The organism is Algibacter sp. R77976, from assembly GCF_044594645.1.
Taxonomy (GTDB): domain Bacteria; phylum Bacteroidota; class Bacteroidia; order Flavobacteriales; family Flavobacteriaceae; genus Algibacter_B.
This window is the reverse complement of record NZ_CP138989.1, coordinates 328,304-351,585: the sequence shown is the minus strand read 5'-3', so window position 1 is coordinate 351,585 and position 23,282 is coordinate 328,304. Positions and strand designations below refer to the sequence as shown.

The following is a 23,282-nucleotide window of genomic DNA, read 5'->3' as shown; positions in this document are numbered from 1 at the left end:
TCGAGAGGCGGAAATGCACAAGGATTTATTAATTCAAATTAAATTTCAAAATGAAATATTATTTATACCTAATAGTATTGGGTCCTGTTTTTCTGTTTTCGCAAGAAAGAATAACGGGTAAAATATTGGAATCAAATAACGAAAACAAAGAGGTTGGTTTAGCTGGAGCCAACGTGTATTGGTTAAATACTGAAATAGGGACAGTAACCGACATTGATGGTGGCTTTTCAATTGTATACAAACCTGAATTTCGCAATTTAGTAATAAGTTATGTTGGTTTTAAGACTGATACTTTAATCGTGAATTCGCCAAAGACTATTAGGCATTGGTTAAAGTCAACCGATAATTTAGATGCCGTTATGGTTAAATCCAGAAAGCAAACTACAGCAAAATCGTATTATAAAGCTACTAATGTTATTAATGTGAGTAGTGATGAACTTCTAAAAGCAGCATGTTGTAACCTCTCTGAAAGCTTTGAAACCAACCCATCTATTGATGTGAATTTCGCCGATGCTATTACAGGAACTCGACAAATAAAAATGTTAGGCTTAACAAGTCCATATATTTTAATTGCGACAGAAAATATTCCTTCAATACGTGGAGCGTCACAAGCCTACGGATTAAGTTTTATTCCAGGAACTTGGGTCGAGAGTATTCAAATCACAAAAGGCGCGGGTAGTGTGGTTAACGGCTTTGAGAGTATTGCTGGGCAAATTAATGCAGAATTAGTCAAGCCGTCTACCGATGATAAATTATTTGTGAATTTATATGGCGCGTCAAGTGAACGCTTGGAACTTAATACCCATATTAACACAAAAGTGAATGATAAATGGCATACAGGTTTATATATACATGGTAATACACATAATAAAAGGCATGATAATAATAACGACGGTTATATGGATATGCCCATATTTAGTCAAATAAACTTGATGAATCGTTGGCAATATACAGATACCGAAAAAGGTTATGTGAGTTTTATTAATTTAAAGTTTTTAAATGATGAAAAACAAACAGGCGAATTAGATTTTAGGCCAGAAAATGATAAACTTACAACTAATAATTGGGGAAGCGAAATAGATACTAGACGTTACGAAATCTCAACAAAGTTTGGTTATGTAAATCCGGAAATCCCTTGGCAAAGTATCGGTGTGCAATCTGCATTTAGTAGTCATAAGCAGGAGTCTTATTTTGGTTTAAACGCATATGATATTACACATAACAGTTTTTATGCAAATGCTATTTATAACTCTATAATTAGTGACTCTAGGCATAAAATTAAAACGGGTTTAAGTTATACATACGACCATTATGATGAGTTTATAAATGCTGGAGCTTTAGATGAGGATTTTGAAAGAACCGAAAATTCTGTAGGTGCTTTTTTTGAATACAGTTTCAATAATTTAGAATTGTTTAATCTTACGGCTGGCGTACGTGTCGATCATCATAATTTATTAGGAGATTTTATTACGCCACGAGTTCATGCGCGTTATTCACCTTGGAGTAAATCGGCATTTAGAGCATCGTTTGGTAGAGGAAAACGAAGTGCTAATATTTTTACCGAAAACCAACAACTGTTTTCTACGTCTAGGCAAATAAATATATTAAACTCTGGAGGAAGCGTTTATGGGTTAGACCCCGAAATTGCTTGGAATTATGGGTTTTCATATTTACAAGGATTTAATCTTTTTGGACGAAAAGCAGATGTTACTTTAGATTATTATAAAACCGATTTTAAAAATCAAATTGTGGTAGATTGGGAAAACCCTACTGAGGTTAATTTTTATAACTTAGAAGGGAAAAGTTTTGCAAATAGCTTTCAAGCGGAATTAAATTATAATGTTTTTGAAGGTTTCGATTTGCGAATGGCCTATAAGTTTTACGATGTAAAGACCGATTATACTTCAGGTCGATTAGAAAGACCATTAACACCTAAACATCGCGTGTTTGCAAATACTGGATATGAAACCCATCATGATGAAGAGCGATTTGGGCATTGGAAATTCGATACTACTTTTAATTGGTTAAGCGACCAACGTTTTGCTAATACAGTAAGTAACCCTGTTGCATATCAACTGCCAGAGCGAACGCCAACTGTGGCCACATTAAATGCGCAAATAACAAAAGTGTTTTCTCCGCAATTTGAAGTATATTTAGGGGGAGAAAACATTACAAACTTAAGACAATCAAACCCTATTTTAGGAGCTAACGACCCTTTTGGAGCGAATTTTGATTCTACTTTTGTGTACGGTCCAATTTTTGGAAGTATGTATTATGCAGGATTACGATACAAAATAAAATAAACCTATTATGTCATGCTGAGCTTTTCGACTGTGCTCAAGATAAACTAAAGTCGAAGCGTCTTAAAAAGATGTTTGATTTGTTTCAGATAAAATAAAAAACGATTCTCTCCGTCTAGAGAGAAAATAAATAATAAGAAAATTATGAAAAAATTATTAGTCTTAGCTTTAATGCTAACAGCAACCTTAACATTCGCACAGAACAAAAATGCCAAAGCTTCTATGGAAGTAGATGGTGTTTGTGGTATGTGTAAAGCACGTATAGAAAAAGCATGTTTAAATACTAAAGGTGTGAAATTTGCGACTTGGAGTATTGAAACACATGAATTGAAATTAATTTACGACGATCGTAAAACAGATGTTAATACCATTGAAAAGCAAGTTCTAGCTGCCGGACATGATGTTAAAGGAAAAAAAGCAACCGATGAAGCTTATGCGTCTGTGCATGCCTGTTGTAAATATCGTGAAGACGATGTCGTTGATGCTCATACTCCAAAATAAGAACATGAGCATAAACAGGTGATGGACATAATCACTAAAACAAAATCTTTATTATGCCTAAAGTAGAATATCGTATTTATGTTATAGAATTATCTAAACGCGTATTTACAGAAAACGCCAAGTTTCGTGCAGCAAACCCGCAGTTTAATGGTGTTTTAGAATGCTTATATGTTGGTATGACAAGTAAAACACCTAAAGAGCGATTTGTTCAACATAAAACGGGATATAGAAATAAAAAAGGCTATAAGCTGTCTTCTAATATTGTTGAAAAGTATGGTTCTTATTTAAGACCAAGTTTATATAATCATATTGATCCAATAAGTTCTAGAGCAGAAGCTTTAAAAATGGAAGAAACTTTAGCTTTAGAGTTGAGACGAAAACGTTATGCCGTTTGGTTTAATTGAAAGTTTATAACTCGTTTTTGTAGTTTAAATTTATTGAATAAAAAAGCCCTTGATTCTCATCAAGGGCTTTTTTATTTATAACTGACTTAAGTCAATAATTTATCTATGGCGATTCGCCATTACATCATTCCTGGCATACCGCCACCGCCCATTGGAGGCATAGCAGGAGCATCTTCTTTAATATCGATTAAAGCACACTCTGTTGTTAGAATCATTCCTGCTACAGAAGCAGCATTTTCTAACGCAATACGTGTTACTTTTTTAGGATCGATAATACCAGCTTTTAGCATGTCAACATATTGTTCAGATTTAGCATCGTAACCAAAATCTTTTTTACCTTCTAATACTTTATTGATAACGACAGAACCTTCACCACCTGCATTCTCAACAATGGTTCTTAAAGGCGCTTCAATAGCTTTGTTTACTATTTGTACACCTGTAGTTTCATCTAAATTATCAGTTGTTATTTTTGCTAAAACAGTTTTAGCTCTAACTAGAGCAACACCACCACCAGCAACAATACCTTCTTCTACAGCAGCTCTTGTAGCATGTAAAGCATCATCAACACGGTCTTTCTTTTCTTTCATTTCAACTTCACTTGCAGCACCAACATAAAGAACAGCAACACCACCAGCTAATTTCGCTAAACGCTCTTGTAATTTTTCTTTATCGTAGTCTGAAGTAGTCGTTTCAATTTGAGATTTAATTTGGTTAACTCTCGCTTTAATATCTTTAGCAGCGCCAGAACCGTTAACAATAGTTGTATTGTCTTTATCAACCGTTACTGTTTCAGCAGTTCCTAACATGCTTAAATCTGCATTTTCAAGAGTGAATCCTCTTTCTTCAGAAATTACAGTTCCACCGGTTAAGATAGCAATATCTTCTAGCATTGCTTTACGTCTGTCTCCAAATCCAGGAGCTTTTACAGCTGCAATTTTTAATCCACCACGTAATTTGTTTACCACTAAAGTTGCTAAGGCTTGTCCATCAACATCTTCAGCAATAATTAATAACGGACGACCAGATTGTGCTACTGGTTCTAATATTGGTAATATTTCGTTTAGGTTAGAAATCTTTTTATCGAATAATAAAATGTATGGATTTTCTAAATCGGCAATCATTTTATCAGCGTCAGTTACAAAGTAAGGAGAAAGGTATCCTCTATCAAACTGCATACCTTCAACAACATCAACATATGTTTCCATACCTTTTGCTTCTTCAACAGTAATAACACCTTCTTTACCAACTTTACTAAAAGCTTGAGCGATTAACTCCCCAATAGTATCGTCATTATTTGCTGAAATTGCGGCAACTTGTTTTATTTTTTCAGAAGAATTACCAACTTTTTGAGTTTGCTTTTCAAGGTCTTTTGTAATGGCTTCAACAGCTTTGTCTATACCGCGTTTTAAATCCATTGGGTTAGCTCCAGAGGCAACGTTTTTTAAACCTTCTTTAACTATAGCTTGTGCTAAAACCGTTGCAGTAGTTGTACCGTCACCAGCTAAATCGTTAGTTTTACTAGCAACTTCTTTTACCATTTGAGCTCCCATGTTTTCGTGCTCGTCTGCTAATTCAATTTCTTTTGCTACAGAAACACCATCTTTTGTTACCGATGGGGCACCGAAGCTTTTTGAAATAATTACGTTACGACCTTTAGGCCCTAAAGTTACTTTTACTGCATTGGCTAATGCGTCTACGCCACGTTTTAAACCGTCGCGAGCTTCAATATCGAATTTTATATTTTTTGCCATAATGAAAAATTTTGTTTAAAATTTTTAAATCTCAATTTTAAAAACACTTAATTCCAAAAATGGAACGTATTATATTTTAAATTGAGGTTTTTAGAATTTGTTTTTTAGTTTTTGGAATTTGCAATTAGATAATTGCTAATATGTCGCTCTCACGCATGATTAAATAATCTTTACCTTCAAGTTTTAAATCTGTTCCTGCATATTTGCCATATAAAACGGTATCGCCAACTTTTACAGTAATTGGTTCGTCTTTTGTGCCTTTTCCTGCAGCAACAACAGTTCCTTTTTGAGGTTTTTCTTTTGCATTGTCTGGAATTATTATTCCTGAAGCGGTAGTTGTTTCAGCAGCAGCTGGTTCAATAAGAACTCTATCTGCTAATGGTTTAATGTTTAATGCCATTGTCTTATATATTTTAATTTTAAAATTTAAATTAACATTTTAGGTTAATACTAAAAATGTGCCATGACTTGGTAACTGACAAACTTTCAGAAACAAAAAATGCCAACTGATTAGTTGGCATTTAATTGTTGATTTTATATTAATTACTCTGGTGTTGCGTCTTGTGGAGTAGCAGTATCATTATTAGTTTCTAGAGGAGTGGCAGCTGGTAATGGTTGTGTGCTTTGTGTATCAGTATCTAAAGCTTTAGATTCTGCTCCAGCACCACCTCTGTCAATCGCTACATTAGATACGAGTATTAAAACTAATAAAAGTGTTGCTAATGTCCATGTGCTTTTATCTAAAAAGTCGGTTGTCTTTTTTACACCACCTAATTGTTGTGTACCACCACCACCAAAAGATGATGATAATCCGCCACCTTTAGGGTTTTGAACCATAATTACAACGATTAGCAAAAATGCTACTACGACTATAAGGACTAGAAATATTGTAAACGTACTCATTATTCTTTATTATTATGTTCTTGTAATTGCTCTACAGCTTTAATTTGGTTTGCAAAGAAACTACTTTTTTCTGGATATTTCAAACTTAAAATTTTATAAGATTGAATGGCGCTTTTGTAGTTTTTTTGTTCAACATAAATACGTGCTAAAGTCTCTGTCATTAAAGACTCAGGTTGTATCATTTGTGCTTTTGCTAAATTGCCTTTAGAGGGGACAGATTTAACAGGGCCTATTTTAGGGTTTTCAGAAATGAACTTATCAATAAGATTGAACTTTTTTTCTTTATCTAAAGTCTCTGATGTTTTGATTTTAATAGGTTTTTCTTCTTCAATGGCCTTTCTCTCAATAGGCTTGAAATGTGTTAGTTTTAGCCATTCGTTAAAAGAATGTTTTTCCTTTCTATCAAATTGAAGCGGTTTGCCAAGGTTTAAAATATCTTCTGCTGAGGCTTCTTGTGTTTTTGTTTCTGTAGTTACATTTTCAATAGCTTCAGATTCATCTAAAACAAAGGGTTGTGTTTTTTTAGGTCGGGCTTCTTTGGGTTGAAATAAAGCAGGGTCTAAAACACCATCGGTATCTTTTATTTGTTGTTTTAATGCATCATCAATAGTAACACTTTTATTAACAGAAATATCTTCAATATCAACAGGAATACTTTTTAAGTTTTCAGTATTTTTTTTAATAAAGTCTGAAATTTCATTTTGAATAAAAGCTTCGGAAGTTATAAAATCAAATAGAATGCTGCGGTCTGTTGTATAAGCTGCAGTAGTTTTAAGCTCTTGATTGTAGTTAATGCTGCTCTGGTCTTTTAACCCCTTTAAGTATAAAGCGCGAGCTGGTTGAAAATATGGAAATTCATCAATAATAGATTTTACTGCCTCAGTTTGCTCATGCGAAATGACTTGAGGGCTTTGAATTAAATTTGTAAAATCTGTTTGTTTCATTGATTCGTTTGAGTTTCTTTTAATTATATTTTACCATTTAGCTAAAGTAGCATTAAAGATATCTTGTGTAATACGCTCAAAAATTTCTTCATGAGCAGTTGTTTTTGTGGTGCCTATTAATTGTGAAGCTGCAGGGTAGTCATAGAAAAATGAAAAACTTTGTTCTAAATCATCCTCTTCTTTTTTGGTGTTATAAAATCGAAGTTTAACGTTAATTGTTAATCTGTTCTGGGCAGCTGTATTATCTGAAGTTGCTGTAGTAGGCGATATTCTATAATCTGTAATTTCACCTTCGTAAATTAAATCGCCTTTAGAAGGTGTTAAAGATAAATTGGTTTGATTTAAAATATAATCTTCAAGGGCTAGTTTGAAATCGCGTTCTAAGCCAGGTTCTATTAATAAAGATGTGTTTTCAAATCGGTTTACTTGAAACGTTTCTGTACCTGGAGGGATAGAAGCCCCAGTAAATGAGTATATACCACAGCCAAAACATGTTATGGTTAATAGGAGTATAAGGATGTATTTTGCGTATTTCATTTGATAATTTAGTAATGCAACTTGCATTAGTTATGTTTGTTTATATAGAGTTTTAACGCTTGTCTTTGTTTTATGTTGTAAAAGTTTTGTTAACTCATTCTATTACTAAGTTTAAAGATCAAATTGTTTAATCTTCCTGTATAAAGTACGTTCGCTAATACCTAACTCTGCAGCTGCTAATTTACGTTTTCCGTTGTGACGTTCAAGCGATTTTTTAATTAATTCTAATTCTTTATCGTGTAAAGATAAGGTCTCTTCTTCCTCAATTTCTTCAGCAAAGTAATATTTGTCTTGAGTAGGTGTTGATTCTTCTTCTGTTAGTGAGTGTTCTGGAATGGCTAAAATATCATTGTTTTCAATGGTTTCTTCAAAATCAATATTCTCTTCTTCATCATTTCCATATATTTTTTGAATTAAACTTTCGTTGTCTTTTTCAACATCTTTAACATTGCCATTTTTCATTAATTCCATGGTCAATTTTTTCAAGTCGTTAAGGTCTGCTTTCATGTCAAAAAGCACTTTGTATAGAATTTCACGTTCGCTACTAAAATCGCTTTCAGACTTAGAAGTTTTAATTACAGCAGGTAAATTAGTTCCTGAGGTTGCAGGTAAATAACTTCTTAAAACTTCTGATGATATGGTTCTATTTTGTTCTAAAACTGAAAGCTGTTCGGCAATATTTCTTAATTGACGAATGTTTCCGCCCCAGCGGTGTTTCAATAATACTTGAACGGCATTATCGGTAAGCTTTATAGTTGGCATTTTATATTTTAGAGCAAAATCGCTAGCAAATTTTCTAAATAACAAATGAATATCTTCTTGACGTTCTCTTAGTGGCGGTAAGTTAATATCTACTGTGCTTAGTCTATAAAATAAATCTTCACGAAATTTTTCCTTTTCTATGGCTTCAAACATATTTACGTTTGTTGCTGCTACAATGCGTACATCTGTTTTCTGAACCTTACTAGAACCTACTTTTAAAAACTCACCATTTTCTAAAACACGTAATAACCGAACTTGAGTTGTTAGTGGTAATTCGCCAACTTCATCTAAGAAAATGGTACCGCCATCTGCTACTTCAAAATAACCTTCACGGGTTTGTGTAGCTCCGGTAAATGCGCCTTTTTCGTGACCAAATAACTCACTATCAATGGTGCCTTCTGGTATAGCGCCGCAGTTAACAGCAATATATTTATTGTGTTTTCTGTGTGATAATTGGTGTATTATTTTTGGAATACTTTCTTTTCCAACACCACTTTCTCCAGTTACTAATACCGAAATATCTGTTGGTGAAACTTGAATCGCTTTTTCAATAGCACGATTTAGTGACGGTGTATTTCCAATAATACCAAAACGTTGTTTTATAGCTTGAATTGATTCCATTTAATTTCTAGATTTTAATTTTCAATATATTCAGAAACGCCATTTTCATTTTTCTCACCTAGCCATTCCCAATTTAGCTTTAACTTTATTTTTTTGTTTTTAGCTAAACTAATTTCAGCAATTGCTTTTCCTGCTTTTAATTCGTTTTCTGTAGTTATACATTGGTATAACATATGGAGTGTATTGTTACTTAAATTGGCAATTATTTTTCCGTATTTAATAGTTCCTCCAGAATAATCGGCAGTAACTAGATTGCCTTCTTGTTTATATTTAAATAGTGTTTCAGAATTTACTTTGCCATTTACAGAGTTTTCTAAAAGTGAAAATGTTTTGTTATTAAAGTTGAATTCTGGCATGGGTCTTAATTGTTTTCAGAATATCCAACTGCCTCGCCAATTAGTGTTGCGCTTGTGCAATCTGTAACCTTTACGTTTACAAAATCACCTATTTTATAATCAGCTTTTGGGAATACACATACAATACTTTCAGATGTGCGCCCAGACCATTGTGAGTCTGATTTTTTTGATTCCTTTTCTATTAAAACTTCAACGGTTTTATTGAGCCATTCTTTGGTTCTTTCTTCACTATGTAATCTTTGTAGATCAACAATATCTTGTAATCTTCTTTTTTTAATTTCTTCTGCTACATCATCTTGCATGTTTCTGCCAGCCATTGTTCCAGGGCGTTCAGAATACTTATACATATAGCCAAAATTGTATTTTACATATTCCATTAACGAAACGGTGTCTTGAAAATCGTCTTCTGTTTCAGTTGGGAATCCCGCAATCATATCTTGACTAATGGAACAATTTGGTAAGATTTCTCTAATGTTATCAATTAATTCCATGTACTCCTCACGAGTGTGTAAACGATTCATTTCTTTTAGAATACGATTACTGCCGCTTTGTACTGGTAAATGAATATGGTTACAAATATTTTGGTATTTAGCCATGGTTTTAACCACATCTAAAGTTAAGTCTTGGGGGTTTGATGTTGAAAAACGAATACGCATTTTAGGTTGTGCTTTGGCACAGATTTCAAGCAGATTAGAAAAGTTTACCGAAGTTGCTTTTTGCATATCGGTTGCTTTATCAAAATCTTTTTTAAGTCCGCCGCCATACCACAGATAGCTGTCTACATTTTGCCCAAGTAGAGTAATGTCTTTGTAACCTCTATTCCATAAATCGTTAACTTCTTCAATAATACTTTGTGGGTCTCTACTACGTTCTCTTCCGCGGGTAAAAGGAACCACACAAAACGTACACATATTATCGCAACCACGTGTAATAGATACAAAAGCGCTCACGCCATTTGTGTTTAATCTTACAGGAGAAATATCGCCATAGGTTTCTTCTTTTGAGAGGATAACGTTAATCGCATCTCTGCCTTCATCAACTTCAGCTAAAAGATTTGGTAAATCTTTGTAGGCATCTGGGCCAACAACTAAATCGACAATTTTTTCTTCTTCAAGAAATTTTGTTTTTAAACGCTCGGCCATACACCCTAAAACGCCAACTTTCATTTTTGGGTTATGGTCGCGTTTTACGGCATTATATTTTTGAAGACGCTTACGCACCGTTTGTTCTGCTTTATCGCGAATGGAGCAAGTGTTTACCAAGACTAAATCTGCTTCTTCTAGCTTTTGGGTCGTGTTATAACCTTGATTGGCCATAATGGAGGCTACAATTTCGCTGTCGCTAAAATTCATGGCGCAACCGTAACTTTCAATAAAAAGTTTACGTTTATTACCCTCTTTTTGCTCTATAGCTAAAGATTCACCTTGTTTATTTTCGTCTATTATTTTTTCCATAGTGTATCGATATTTCTATCGGTCAATAAGTATGCAAAGATAATATTAATTTATGTTTTGTGACAAAGTGGCAGTTAAATTTTGTGTAATAATTAACGCAACCAAAAAGCGTTTGCTGCATCTAAAGTGTAACTAACTTAGTTTAAATGAAAATTCTACTTAAAAACATATCTTTTGCGATAGGAATCATGTTCTGTTCCATGAATATTCTATGTGAGGAAGCAGATGATGTTGATTCAGTTAGTTTGTGTGATGAAATTACAATTGTTAATCCGGATTTGTATGAAAATCTAAATACAGCAAATTTCACTTTTATTGATGCTGAAATAGTAGATGATTGTTTAAGACTAGAAATAGGAGCGTCTGGTTGCGATGGTAATACATGGGGTTTTAATCTTGTTGATTCCGGTGCTATTGCAGAATCATTACCAGAACAACGCTATTTAAGATTGCAATTAATAAATGAAGAAGCTTGTTTGGCTTTTTTTGAAAAAACAGTTTCTTTTGATTTATCACCAATTCAGATTGATGGAAGTAACGAAATAATTTTACATATTGAAGGCTTAGAGTCTTCCTTAAATTATAAATATTGAAAAAACCTACCTAATGAAATTGAAATACCTTTTTTTGTCCTTAGTTCTTGTTGTCACTTTTTCTTGCGATAACAATGATGATGAAGATTATGAATTTGTTCAAGTTGCTACACCTCAATTAATGAGTAAGTCTGCTTTTAGAAGTTCGGTAGATGTTGTTGTGCCTAAAACAATTGCAGAGCCCGGAAAAATTTATGTATACCAAGATTATATTTTTGTTGGTGATGTAGATTCTGGAATTCATGTGATTGATAATGCTAATCCAGAATCGCCAAAAGCGGTTAAGTTTATTGAGATTCCTGGTAATGAAGATATATCTGTAAAAGATGATTTTTTGTATGCTGATAGTGCTACAGATTTAGTAGTTTTTGATATTTCTGATATTAATAATATTACTGTTGTAGATCGATTGGAAGATGTCTTTAATGTATATGACTATGATATTCCTGTTGAAGCTCAAGCTGTAGATTATGGGAAATTTAATTACGAAGAAGATATTATAGTAGGTTGGACATTAACAACTGAAAGACGAAAAATAGAAAATAATCTTGCTTTAGATGATGGTTTAATTGTGAATTTTGCTGAATCGGCAACGGGAACTGGAGGTTCTCTAGCAAGGTTTCAAATTGTAGATAATTATCTATATACTGTTGGTAATTATTCAATGGCTATTTTTAATATTCAAAATTTAGAAGAGCCTATATTATCTAATACACAAAATGCCGGTTGGAATATAGAAACCATGTTTCAAGCTGGAGGGTATTTGTATTTAGGTAGTACAAACGGTATGTATATTTATAGTTTAGAGAATCCATCATTTCCAGAATATATTTCAGAATTTACGCATTGGGAAGGTTGCGACCCTGTTGTTGTTAGTGGCGACTATGCCTATTTAACTTTAAGAGGCGGGAACCTTTGCGGTCAATTAGAAAGTGTTTTAGAAGTCATAGATATTAGCGATAAAAAACAGCCAACCTTAGCGTCAAGGTACGATTTAGAGAATCCTTACGGTTTGGGTATTAAAGATGATGTATTATTTGTTTGTGATGGTACAGCTGGTTTAAAATTATTTGAACGAGAAACACCAAAAGATTTAAAATTAGTAAATACTCTAAAAAATATTCAAGCTAAAGATGTTATTCCTTTAGATAATAGTTTAATAATGATAGGAGGAAATACAATTTATCAATACGAATACAAGGAAAACAGCATTGGACTAATTAGTGAATTCAAACTAAACTAAACTAAACTAATGTTGTTTTGAAATCTGCCTTCGGGCAGATTTTTTTATGTATAATTGTAACTTATTTTTATAAATAACACTTTTTTTATTCCAAACCAAATTATAAAAGATGAATGTAATTGATACTTTATTAGGAAAAATAGAACGTGCTAAAGACCTTGATTTTGGGATTATTTTTAGTGAATCTATCGAATTATTTAAAAAGACTTGGCTACAAGGATTTTTAATGTTTTTATTTATGATGCTTATTATGTTACCATTAATTATTGTGTTCTATATTCCGTTTGTAGGCATGATTATCGCTCAACAAGAGTCAGGTTATGCTGATACGAGTGGGATGGAAGGATTCTTTGCAGGTATGTCTGTCTTGTATATATTGTTTGTTGTTGTCGCGGCACTTGTTTTAGGGTCTGTGTCCATTGCAATAAATGCTGGGTTTTATAGAATCATGAGAAAGATTGATAACAATGAGCAAGTTGTAACTCCAGATTTCTTTCATTTTGTAAAAAAGCAATATTTAGGCAAGACTTTTATGATAATGCTGGTTACCATCGGAATTGCAATACCGTCTGCCTTACTGTGTTATATTCCTCTTATTTATACCTTGGTGCCAATGTCGTATTTTGCTGTGTTTTTTGCGTTTAATCCTGATTTAACAGTTGGAGAGATTGTTAAGTTGAGTTTTAAACTAGGAAATAAAAAATGGTTAATTTCATTTGGTTTAATATTTGTTTCAGCCTTACTGGCTCATATAGTTGGGTATTTAATGTGTGGAATAGGGTTGTTTTTTACAACTGCTTTTACATACCATCCAATATACTTAATCTATAAAAAAGTTATTGGTTTTGATGAGCATAGTGCTATTGATGAAATAGGAACAACTGCAATAGAATAAAAGCATAAATAATAAAAAAGCCTGATTTTACTATGGTAAAAGCAGGCTTTTTTATTTAAATAATACACAGATAATCCATAAAATGCTACAGATAAACTTTTTTTGATATACATTTGTAGCTTCAAAAAATGATGTATGGCTAAGAATTTAGTAATAGTGGAGTCGCCTGCAAAGGCTAAAACCATTGAGAAATTTCTAGGAAAAGATTTTAAAGTAGAATCTAGTTTTGGGCATATTGCCGATTTACCTTCTAAGGAATTAGGTGTAGATGTAGATGGCGATTTTAAACCAAAATACGAAGTCTCTAAAGATAAAAAGGCAGTTGTAAAAAAACTGAAAGATTTAGCTAAAAAAGCCGAAATGGTTTGGTTAGCTAGTGATGAGGATCGAGAAGGAGAGGCTATTGCATGGCATTTAGCAGAAACTTTAAAGTTAGATAAAGACAAGACAAAACGTATTGTTTTTCACGAAATTACTAAAACGGCTATTTTAAAAGCCATAGAAAACCCAAGAAGTATTGATTACGATTTAGTTGATGCACAACAAGCACGTCGTGTATTAGATAGAATTGTGGGTTATGAATTGTCGCCGGTACTTTGGCGAAAAGTAAAAGGCGGTTTGTCTGCAGGTCGTGTACAATCGGTTTCTGTAAGATTAATTGTTGAAAAAGAAAGGGAAGTTCAAGGGTTTACGCCTAAAGGATCTTATAGAATAGATGCAGAGTTTTCAAATGAAGATGGGCAAACCTTTAAAGCTAAATTACCAAAGAATTTTTCAACCAAAGCAGAAGCTCAAAAATTCTTAGAACAGAATGCTTCAGCCGATTTTAAAGTTGCAGACTTAACTAAAAAACCTGCAAAAAAATCACCTGCTGCACCATTTACAACATCAACATTACAACAAGAAGCTTCTAGAAAATTATATTTTTCAGTAAGTAAAACCATGACTATGGCACAACGTCTATACGAAGCTGGTTTAATTACATATATGAGAACAGATAGTGTGAATCTATCAGACGAAGCTAAAAAAGGAGCAGAAGCAGAAATTAAAAATGCTTATGGCGACACGTATAGTAAGCCAAGAAATTACAAAGGCAAAGCAAAAGGAGCACAAGAGGCGCATGAGGCTATTCGTCCTACCAATTTTGCTACGCACTCTGTAGATATAGATAGAGATCAAGCACGTTTATACGATTTAATTTGGAAGCGTTCTATAGCATCACAAATGAGTGAGGCAGAGTTAGAGCGTACCAATGTAAAAATTAGTGCATCAACACATAAAGAAACCTTTACTGCAAACGGAGAGGTTATTACTTTTGATGGATTTTTAAAAGTGTATTTAGAAGGTACCGATGATGAAGATGTAGAGCAAGATGGTATTTTGCCAGCAATGAAAACTAATGAAACACTTCTAAATAATTATATTACTGCTACAGAGCGTTATACACGTCCGCCAGCTAGATTTACCGAGGCCTCTTTAGTTAAAAAATTAGAAGAGTTAGGTATAGGGCGTCCGTCTACTTATGCACCAACCATATCAACTATTCAAAATAGAAATTATGTTGAAAAAGGTACAGTCGAAGGGGTTGAGAGAAACTATTCTCAACTTACTTTACAACTCGGTACAGTTAAAGATGTGACTTTAACAGAAAAAGTTGGGTCAGATAAAGGGAAGTTAGTGCCTACTGATATTGGAATGATTGTAACAGATTTTTTAGTCAATCATTTTGATGCTATTTTGGATTATAACTTTACAGCAAAAGTTGAAGCAGATTTTGATGAAATTGCTGAAGGGAATGAAGATTGGACTAAAATGATGAAAGATTTCTATAAAGGCTTTCATCCTATTGTTGAAGATGTAAAAGAAAATGCAGATAGAGAATCTGGTGAACGTATTTTAGGTGAAGATCCAAAAACAGGAAAACGTGTAAGTGTACGTTTAGGGAAATTTGGACCTATGGTGCAAATAGGTACTGTTGATGATGAAGAAAAACCGCAATTTGCAAGTTTAAGTCCAGATCAACAACTAAATACGATTACCTATGAAGAAGCTATGGATTTATTTCAGCTTCCAAAAAACTTAGGTAATTATGAAGGCGAAGAAATATTAGTAAATAATGGACGTTTTGGACCTTATGTAAAATTTGGTGATGCTTTTGTGTCACTTCCAAGAGGTACAGACCCATTAAGTGTAGAGTTGGACGATGCTATTGTTTTAATTAAAGAAAAACAAAAAGCAGATGCGCCAATATACATGTATAAAGATTTACCTGTGCAAAAAGGTAAAGGGCGTTTTGGTCCATTTATTAAATGGAACAATATGTTTATTAACGTAAATAAAAAATACGATTGGGATAACTTATCAGATGATGATATTGTTGAGCTTATTGAAGTGAAAATTCAAAAAGAGATCGATAAGGTTATTCATAATTGGGAAGAAGAAGGTATACGCGTTGAAAAAGCCCGTTGGGGAAGGCATAATGTCTTGAAAGGTAAAGTGAAAGTTGAGCTTGCTAAAACTGTAGATGTTACAGATATGACCTTGGATGAGGCTAAAGCCATTATAGAAGCGAATACGCCAAAAAAGAAACCAAGAAAAACGGCTGCTAAAAAGAAAACTCCAGCTAAAAAAAAGACAACAGCTAAAAAGAAATAGTAATAGTAAATGAATTTTAATTTTTTATCTCCAGTTCCAGATTCAGTATTAGCTCATAACGAGTTGCTTTCTGCTCAAGCGCTTGGAAGAAAACTTAGAATTCATTCTGCTCAACATGGTATTCCAGATTTAGAAGGTGTTAATGTTGCTATTCTTGGTGTTTTAGAAAACAGAAACGATATTAATTATATTGGTGAAGAATTTCAACTAAATGAAATTAGAAAATCGTTTTACAGCCTTTACCCAGGAAGTTGGAACACTACTGTAGCAGATTTAGGAGATATTGAAAAAGGCGAAAGCGTTGAAGATACGTACTTTGCTTTAAAAGAATCTATAACGATTCTTGTTAAACGGAATATTATTCCTCTTATTTTGGGCGGTTCTCAAGATTTAACTTACGCTAACTATAGGGCTTATGATGCTTTAATACCTATGGTTAATATTGTAAATATTGATGCTCAATTTAATCTGGGCGATTCAACTAAACCTATAAAGAATAACAGTTTTGTTGGTAAAATAATTTTAGATCAGCCTTACAATCTATTTAATTATTCGACTATCGGTTGTCAGACTTATTTTAATTCGCAAGAAGAGATAGATTTGATGGATAATTTATATTTCGAATCCTATAGATTAGGGTCTGTTTCAAATGATATTACTATTGTAGAGCCAGTTTTGCGAGATGCTAATATTGTTAGTATAGATTTAACTTCGGTAAAAGGTTCGGAGGTGAGCACAAAACAAAAATTTTCACCTAATGGTTTAGATGGAAAAGAAATCTGTGCCATAGCACGTTATGCCGGTATAAGTAATAAAGTGACTTCATTTGGGATATATGAATATAAACCGTCAAAAGATGATGAACTCACTTCCATGTTAATTGCTCAAATATTATGGTATTTTATTGAAGGCGTAAATTATCGAGTGAAAGATGATGATTTTTCAGATGAAAGAAATTATCAAAAATTTATAACTTTGGTAGAATCTGAAGAGTTGATTTTTTATAAGAGTAATAAAACGGGAAGATGGTGGATTGAAATCCCTTTTTTAGAAGAAGTCAATAATAAATTGAAAAGACATACGTTATTACCATGCATGCACCAAGATTATATAGATGCATGTAATAATAAGGTGCCAGATCGCTGGTATAAAGCCTTGCAGAAGAATAGCGTCTAGAACACGCTGCAAGGTTGAACTACCAATTTCATCGTTGAAATGTTATTTTTTCACGATGAAATGTTATTTTTTTAGATAAAAAGTTGTTTTATTAAAAATATATAAATATGTTTACGCTCTCAAAAATGAAGCTTAAAATAATTAACCTCAAGTTTTCTATGGATATTAAGAAGTTTATATTACTAACCACCCTATTTGCAATGCTAGCAAGTTGTGGCTCTAAAGATAGAGGCGAACTAGTTGGTGTTCAAGGAAAAAAATGGCACCCAGAAAAGCCTTATGGCATGGAACTTATCCCTGGTGGCGCTTTTATAATGGGTAAAGCAGACGATGATCTTGCGGGTGTAAACGATGCACCTTCAAAAACAGTTACTGTTAGAGCCATCTATATGGATGCTACCGAAATAACAAATAGCGAGTATCGCCAGTTTGTTAATTGGGTTAGAGATTCAATTGTAAGAATGAAATTAGCTGTTTTAGCTGATGAAGTTGGTTTAACTCCAGCCGATGAAGGTACAATAGGTGAATTTGCGTTTAGTGATGCAGATCCAGAAAACATGACGGTTTATGAAAAATACATGTATGATAATTATACAGGTTTAGGCCCAACAGGTTATGAAGGACGAAAAATAAATAAGGATGTTGATTTAATACATGATACTTCAGAATACTTAGATGAATACTATGCTGAGGTTATGGATACTATGTATTTACCTTTAGAAGAGTCTTATAATGGTCAACGTACTTGGGATGTAACGAAATTTAAATTTCAATACAGCCATATGGATATCCAGGAAGCAGCAAGAAACAGAGGTGTAAAACGTAAAGATGTTATAATTAAGGAAGAACTAGAAATCTATCCTGATACTACGGTTTGGATTCGTGATTTCGCATACTCTTATAACGAACCTATGCACAACGATTATTTCTGGCATGATGCATATAGTGATTACCCAGTTGTAGGTGTTACTTGGAAACAAGCAAAAGCATTTTGTGAGTGGAGAACCATTAACAAAAACTCATACCAAAAATCTAAAAAAGGTGCTCAAATGGTAAATACGTTTAGATTACCATCTGAAGCTGAATGGGAATATTCTGCAAGAGGTGGCTTACAAGCAGCAACGTACCCTTGGGGTGGACCTTATACAAAAAGTGATAGAGGTTGTTTTATGGCAAACTTTAAACCGGTAAGAGGTGATTACGCTGCAGATCAAGCTTTATATACTGTTGAAGCTAAATCTTATGAGCCAAACGATTATAATTTATATAACATGGCTGGTAACGTATCAGAATGGGTGAATGCATCTTACGATCCTTCATCTTACGAATATACATCTAGTATAAATCCAAGTGTAAACGATTCAAACAATAAACGTAAAATTGTTAGAGGTGGTTCTTGGAAAGATGTGGCTTACTTTTTGCAAGTAAGTTCAAGAGATTACGAATACGCAGATTCTGCGAGAAGTTATATAGGGTTCAGAACCGTTCAAGATTATATGGGGACAGCAGTAACAAAAAACGGGAACTAAAAATTTTAATCCAAATCAATAATAATAACTATTAATTAACCTACTTAAGTAAAAAAGAAAACCTACTTAAAAATTAAAAACCGAAAATTATGGCAAAGTCAAAAGCAAGTAAGAAATTCATGAATATGGCATACGGATTAGGAGCAGCAATTGTAATTGTTGGTGCACTATTCAAAATTATTCACTTTCAAATTGGACCTTTAACGGGTAACGTGATGTTAACTATTGGTCTTGTAACAGAAGCAATTATATTTGCATTATCAGCGTTTGAACCTGTTGATGATGAATTAGATTGGTCATTAGTATATCCAGAACTAGCTGGAGGGCAACAAACTAAAAAAGGAGCTGCAAATGAAGATGCTCAAGGTTTATTGTCTCAAAAATTAGATAACCTATTAAAAGAAGCTAAAATTGATGGTGAATTAATCTCTAGTTTAGGAGAAAGCATCAGAGGTTTCGAAGGTGCAGCAAAAAACATGTCGTCTACAGTTGATTCTGTTGAGGCATCTAAAAAATATGGTGAAGAGTTATCATTAGCTGCAGCACAAATGGAATCATTAAATAGCTTATATAAAGTACAGTTAGATAGCGCTAGTAAACAACAAACTATTAACGAAGAGTCTGTTGAAAATGCAGCAAAATTAAAAGAACAAATGCAATCTTTAGCATCTAACTTATCATCATTAAATGGTGTATATGGTGGAATGTTATCTGCAATGAATAAATAATTAGGTAAATTAATATAACCCCAAATTAATATTAATTAAACTTAAAAAAAACCTAATTAAACATGGCAGGAAATAATTTATCACCAAGACAAAAGATGATTAATCTGATGTATTTAATATTTATAGCGATGCTAGCTTTAAATATGTCAAAAGAAGTGCTTTCAGCCTTCGGATTAATGAATAGTAGACTTGAAGAGTCAAATAAATCGGCAGAACTTAGAAACAATAGTTTTGTTGACAATTTGAAACTTAAAGCCGACGAAGAGCCAGCGAAATATGAGCCTTTAAAAGTAAAAGCAGAATCTTTACATAAATTATCTAAAGATCTTAATAACTACTTTGAAGAGTTAAAAAGTAAAATGGTAGCTACCGTAGATAATCCTGATGAGTACGAAAGTATGGATAAAGGTGATTTTCTAGATCAAAGCTTCTTTAAAGGAGATAAGATTTTACCAGCTGGAGAAGAGTTTAAAAGCAAAATTGATACATACAGAAATGGTGTTGTTGCTTTATTAAAGGACGACAAAAACATGGCTGATATCGTAAAAGGTGTTAATGAAAAATTTAGCACATCTGATATTAAACGTGGAAAAGTAACTCGTAAATTTTTAGAACTTAATTTCCAAGGATTTCCTTTAGTGGCGTCTTTAACTAAAATGACACAATACCAAGCAGATATCAAAACAACGGAATCTGAGGTGTTATCTAGTATGTTAGCAGGAACGCAAGCAAGTCAATTATCAATGACTAATTACACTACGCTAATGGAAACATCTAAATCTGCTTACTTTAATGGTGAGAAATTTGACGGTCAAATTGTATTAGGTCGTAAAGATGGATCTACAAAGCCAAGTAGAGTAGAATTAACTTTAGATGGTAGAAAACTTTCAGATAAGCAGTACGCTATTGAAGATGGTAAAGTAAAATTACTAATTGGAACCGGAGGTGTTGGTGAACATAAAATTGAAGGTAAATTAATCTTTGCTCAAGATGGTGAAGAAATTGAAGTGCCTGTAAAATCATCATTTGCAACGGTTGCAAAACCAAATTCTGCAACAATCTCAGCAGATAAAATGAATGTTGTTTATAGAGGTGTTAAAAACCCAATGACAATTTCGTTTGCTGGTGTTCCAGACAACAAAGTAAATGCTAGTGCTCAAGGTTTATCTAGAGCAGGCGGTAGTAAATATGTTATGGATGCTACCAAAATACAAGGTAGAGAAGTAACTATTAACGTTACTGGTACATTACCAGATGGAGGTAAAGTAAGTGATAATGCTAAATTTAGAATTAAAGATTTACCAAAACCAACAGGAACAATAAGAGGTGAAGATGGAGCAATTAAAATGCAACGTAACAGTCTTAAAATTTCTACTATTGGTGCTAAATTTGAAGATTTCGATTTTGAATTACCATTACGTGTTTCTGGATTTAAATTTAAAGTTCCAGGACAACCAACAATAAATGTTAAAGGAAATAAGTTAGATAGTAGAGCTCAAAAAGCATTAGCAAAAGCTAAACGTGGATCTGGAGTTCAAATATTTGACATACAAGCAAAAGCTAGTGGTGTAAGTGTTATACTTAAAAAAGTATCGCCAGTTTTTGTAGAGCTTACAAATTAAAAATAAACTATTAGAGATAGTCTTAAGTAAAGACTATCTCTAATAATTAGAATGTAAAATAAAAATTAAGATGAACGTAAAAAGTTTTTTATTAACCGTTGCTACTGTTTTTACAGCATCAGGTTTATTTGCTCAAGCTAATATACTTAATGCTAAAAGTCCTGACGAAATAGGAGTAAGAACTGAAGCTCAAAAAGCAGTTGACAATGACAAACCATTAGAATATGGTTATGTTGATGATAGAGATATCTTGTTTTCTAAAATGACTTGGGAAAAAGTTGTGCTTGATGAACGTGCTAACTTTCCGCTTTACTACCCAATAGATACAAATAATATTGGTAGTGATAGAAGATCGTTATATGATGTGCTTATGAAGAACATTAAAAACGGAAAAATAGCAAACATTTATGATGATTCTTATTTTACAACAAAACGTACTTTAAAGGATATTGAGTCTGCTTTAAAAATGGTTGATACTACAGAATATGGTATTGAGCAATTAAATGCAGGTGAAGCGTTATCTGCTGAGTATATAAATACAAGAGATATTACTGCTGCTGATATTAAAGAATACCATATAAAAGGTCTTTGGTATTTTGATAAGCGTCAAGCAGAAATGAAATACAGATTGTTAGGCATTGCTCCTGTAGCTCCAGATGTTAACTTTATTGATGACTCTGAGCCAGATTTAGTAGCTTTATTTTGGGTATTCTTCCCAGATGCTAGAGAAGTGTTACATGAAGCAAAATCGTTTAACAACAGTAATAGTTCTATGCCGTTTTCTTATGATCACGTGTTGAATGCAAGACGTTTTCAAGGCTATATTTTTAGAGAAGAAAATGTACAAGGTGATAGAGCAATATCTGAATATGTATCTCAAAATGCTTTAATGCAATTACTTGAATCTGAAAGAATCAAAGATAAGATTAGAGATTTTGAATTAGATATGTGGACTTATTAAACCATAATAATTTATAAATTTTAAAACGCTCACTTTTTTAGTGAGCGTTTTTTTTTTTTTTTTTCATTTCGACAGCGTGAAGTATGAACGACGAGAAATCTCATAATAAAAATTATAAATCTACTTATCTTCGTAGGTAATTATGGATGTAGATTATATTGTAGTAGGTATTGGAATTGCTGGTATTAGCTTTTGCGAGCAATTAAGAGCAAATGGAAAAACATTTGTGGTGTTCGATGATGAATCTCAGCAATCATCAACAGTAGCGGGTGGATTATACAATCCTGTTGTGTTAAAACGCTTTACATCGGTTTGGAAAAGTACCGAGCAATTGGGTATCGCTTTGCCGCTTTATCAGCGTATTGAAAAAAGGTTAAAAGTAAAACTGGATTATAAAATTCCTGTTTATAGAAAATTTGCGTCTCTAGAAGAACAAAACGATTGGTTTTCTGCTTCAGATAAACCTTTATTGTCTAGATATCTTTCTACCAATATTATTAAAAATAATAATAAAGCTATTGATGCGCCCTTTGGTTTTGGTGAAGTTCTAGAAACAGGCAGAGTAGATGTAAAAACAATGATTGAGGCTTATAAAACTGATTTATTAAAAGATGATTTGTTGGTTGAAACTCAGTTTAAATATCCTGATTTGCAATTACATGACGATTCTGTTAATTATAAAAGCATAAATGCAAAACATATTGTTTTTGCTGAAGGTTCTGGTATTAGACAGAATCCGTATTTTAATACGTTACCATTAAACCCTGCAAAAGGAGAACTGCTTATTATCCATGCCCCAGATTTAAAAATTGATTTTGTTTTAAAAGCTGGAGTGTTTTTGATTCCTTTGGGTGATGATTTATATATTGTTGGTGCGACTTACGAGTGGAAGGATTTAAGCCATGATATAACAGAAAAAGCAAAAAATGAGTTGCTTCCAAAACTAGAAAAACTAATTAGTTGTTCTTTTAAAGTGGTTAATCAGGTAGCAGGAATACGGCCAACGGTTAAAGATAGAAGACCTTTAGTTGGCAAACATCAAGATTATGGAAATATGTTTGTTCTAAACGGTCTTGGTACACGTGGCGTAATGATTGGGCCTTATGTTGCTAAACAACTTTATAACCTTATTGAGCATACTGAAGCTCTTGAAAACGATATTGATATTAATCGGTTTAATTAAAAAGTCGAGGTTAACTTGCGTTAGGGATTGCAGAGTAAATCCTTTTTTGAGATTATCGAAACCAAAACATTTTTTGGTTGAAGATACCGAAGCGAAGCTTTAAAAAAGATTGTAACGTAAAGCCCGACCGCTTGCCTTGAGAGCAGACGAAGGGTGTGGTAACG

Annotated in this window: 21 protein-coding genes; 13 read left to right on the top strand and 8 right to left on the bottom strand. The window is 33.0% G+C overall.

Annotated elements, in window-relative coordinates:
• The first annotated feature begins 50 nt into the window (after positions 1-50).
• From SJY43_RS01610 to SJY43_RS01600, 3 genes are all read left to right on the top strand, one after another.
• Entirely contained in the window at positions 51-2,303 is a 2,253-nt protein-coding gene (locus SJY43_RS01610; RefSeq protein WP_396602104.1) for a TonB-dependent receptor domain-containing protein, read from the top strand.
• A 141-nt stretch (positions 2,304-2,444) separates the two neighbouring features.
• Positions 2,445-2,801, top strand: coding sequence for a heavy-metal-associated domain-containing protein (locus tag SJY43_RS01605; RefSeq protein ID WP_396602103.1), 357 nt, complete (start codon positions 2,445-2,447; stop codon positions 2,799-2,801).
• A 53-nt stretch (positions 2,802-2,854) separates the two neighbouring features.
• Positions 2,855-3,205 (top strand): ribose-5-phosphate isomerase, encoded by a 351-nt coding sequence (locus SJY43_RS01600; RefSeq protein WP_396602102.1) that lies wholly within the window; start codon positions 2,855-2,857, stop codon positions 3,203-3,205.
• A gap of 119 nt (positions 3,206-3,324) precedes the next feature.
• Here the strand turns inward: SJY43_RS01600 and groL are convergent, their stop codons facing one another.
• The 8 genes from groL to miaB all read right to left on the bottom strand — a co-directional run bounded on the left by groL (position 3,325) and on the right by miaB (position 10,533).
• Complete coding sequence (gene groL, locus SJY43_RS01595; protein ID WP_396602101.1) at positions 3,325-4,956, bottom strand: chaperonin GroEL; 1,632 nt, start codon at positions 4,954-4,956, stop codon at positions 3,325-3,327.
• A 124-nt stretch (positions 4,957-5,080) separates the two neighbouring features.
• Positions 5,081-5,356, bottom strand: a complete 276-nt coding sequence (groES, locus tag SJY43_RS01590) for a co-chaperone GroES (RefSeq protein WP_298498069.1) — start codon at positions 5,354-5,356, stop codon at positions 5,081-5,083.
• A 143-nt stretch (positions 5,357-5,499) separates the two neighbouring features.
• Positions 5,500-5,859 carry a preprotein translocase subunit SecG gene (gene secG, locus SJY43_RS01585; protein WP_396602100.1) on the bottom strand — a complete coding sequence of 120 codons (360 nt, stop codon included), beginning with the start codon at positions 5,857-5,859 and terminating at the stop codon, positions 5,500-5,502.
• The gene (locus SJY43_RS01580; RefSeq protein WP_396602099.1) at positions 5,859-6,803 is read right to left on the bottom strand and encodes a hypothetical protein; all 945 of its coding nucleotides are present in this window, start codon (positions 6,801-6,803) and stop codon (positions 5,859-5,861) included. Before SJY43_RS01580 ends, secG begins: the two co-directional genes overlap by 1 nt.
• Positions 6,804-6,833: 30 nt before the next feature.
• Positions 6,834-7,340, bottom strand: coding sequence for an LPS assembly lipoprotein LptE (gene lptE, locus SJY43_RS01575; protein WP_396602098.1), 507 nt, complete (start codon positions 7,338-7,340; stop codon positions 6,834-6,836).
• 111 nt (positions 7,341-7,451) lie between these two features.
• A complete protein-coding gene (locus SJY43_RS01570; RefSeq protein WP_396602097.1) occupies positions 7,452-8,723 on the bottom strand; it encodes a sigma 54-interacting transcriptional regulator in 1,272 nt (423 codons plus the stop codon).
• Positions 8,724-8,737: 14 nt separating this feature from the next.
• Positions 8,738-9,079, bottom strand: a complete 342-nt coding sequence (locus SJY43_RS01565; protein ID WP_396602096.1) for a hypothetical protein — start codon at positions 9,077-9,079, stop codon at positions 8,738-8,740.
• A 5-nt stretch (positions 9,080-9,084) separates the two neighbouring features.
• Positions 9,085-10,533 (bottom strand): tRNA (N6-isopentenyl adenosine(37)-C2)-methylthiotransferase MiaB, encoded by a 1,449-nt coding sequence (gene miaB / locus SJY43_RS01560; protein WP_396602095.1) that lies wholly within the window; start codon positions 10,531-10,533, stop codon positions 9,085-9,087.
• Positions 10,534-10,679: 146 nt separating this feature from the next.
• Between miaB and SJY43_RS01555 the strand changes: the two genes are divergently transcribed.
• The 10 genes from SJY43_RS01555 to SJY43_RS01510 all read left to right on the top strand — a co-directional run bounded on the left by SJY43_RS01555 (position 10,680) and on the right by SJY43_RS01510 (position 23,118).
• Complete coding sequence (locus tag SJY43_RS01555; protein ID WP_396602094.1) at positions 10,680-11,126, top strand: hypothetical protein; 447 nt, start codon at positions 10,680-10,682, stop codon at positions 11,124-11,126.
• A 13-nt stretch (positions 11,127-11,139) separates the two neighbouring features.
• Positions 11,140-12,369, top strand: coding sequence for an LVIVD repeat-containing protein (locus SJY43_RS01550; protein ID WP_396602093.1), 1,230 nt, complete (start codon positions 11,140-11,142; stop codon positions 12,367-12,369).
• Between the two features lie 109 nt (positions 12,370-12,478).
• Positions 12,479-13,264 carry a hypothetical protein gene (locus tag SJY43_RS01545; RefSeq protein ID WP_396602092.1) on the top strand — a complete coding sequence of 262 codons (786 nt, stop codon included), beginning with the start codon at positions 12,479-12,481 and terminating at the stop codon, positions 13,262-13,264.
• A 135-nt stretch (positions 13,265-13,399) separates the two neighbouring features.
• Entirely contained in the window at positions 13,400-15,919 is a 2,520-nt protein-coding gene (gene topA, locus SJY43_RS01540) for a type I DNA topoisomerase (RefSeq protein WP_396602091.1), read from the top strand.
• A 9-nt stretch (positions 15,920-15,928) separates the two neighbouring features.
• On the top strand, positions 15,929-17,095 hold the full coding sequence (locus SJY43_RS01535; protein ID WP_396602090.1) for a formimidoylglutamase: 1,167 nt from the start codon (positions 15,929-15,931) through the stop codon (positions 17,093-17,095).
• A gap of 158 nt (positions 17,096-17,253) precedes the next feature.
• Positions 17,254-18,624, top strand: coding sequence for a gliding motility lipoprotein GldK (gene gldK / locus SJY43_RS01530; protein WP_396603377.1), 1,371 nt, complete (start codon positions 17,254-17,256; stop codon positions 18,622-18,624).
• Between the two features lie 89 nt (positions 18,625-18,713).
• Positions 18,714-19,352, top strand: a complete 639-nt coding sequence (gene gldL, locus SJY43_RS01525; protein ID WP_396602089.1) for a gliding motility protein GldL — start codon at positions 18,714-18,716, stop codon at positions 19,350-19,352.
• 62 nt (positions 19,353-19,414) lie between these two features.
• On the top strand, positions 19,415-20,974 hold the full coding sequence (gene gldM / locus SJY43_RS01520; protein WP_396602088.1) for a gliding motility protein GldM: 1,560 nt from the start codon (positions 19,415-19,417) through the stop codon (positions 20,972-20,974).
• Positions 20,975-21,044: 70 nt separating this feature from the next.
• Positions 21,045-21,935: a gliding motility protein GldN gene (gene gldN / locus SJY43_RS01515; protein ID WP_396602087.1), complete on the top strand. Its 891-nt coding sequence runs from the start codon at positions 21,045-21,047 to the stop codon at positions 21,933-21,935.
• Between the two features lie 142 nt (positions 21,936-22,077).
• Complete coding sequence (locus SJY43_RS01510; protein WP_396602086.1) at positions 22,078-23,118, top strand: NAD(P)/FAD-dependent oxidoreductase; 1,041 nt, start codon at positions 22,078-22,080, stop codon at positions 23,116-23,118.
• Positions 23,119-23,282: the final 164 nt, after the last annotated feature.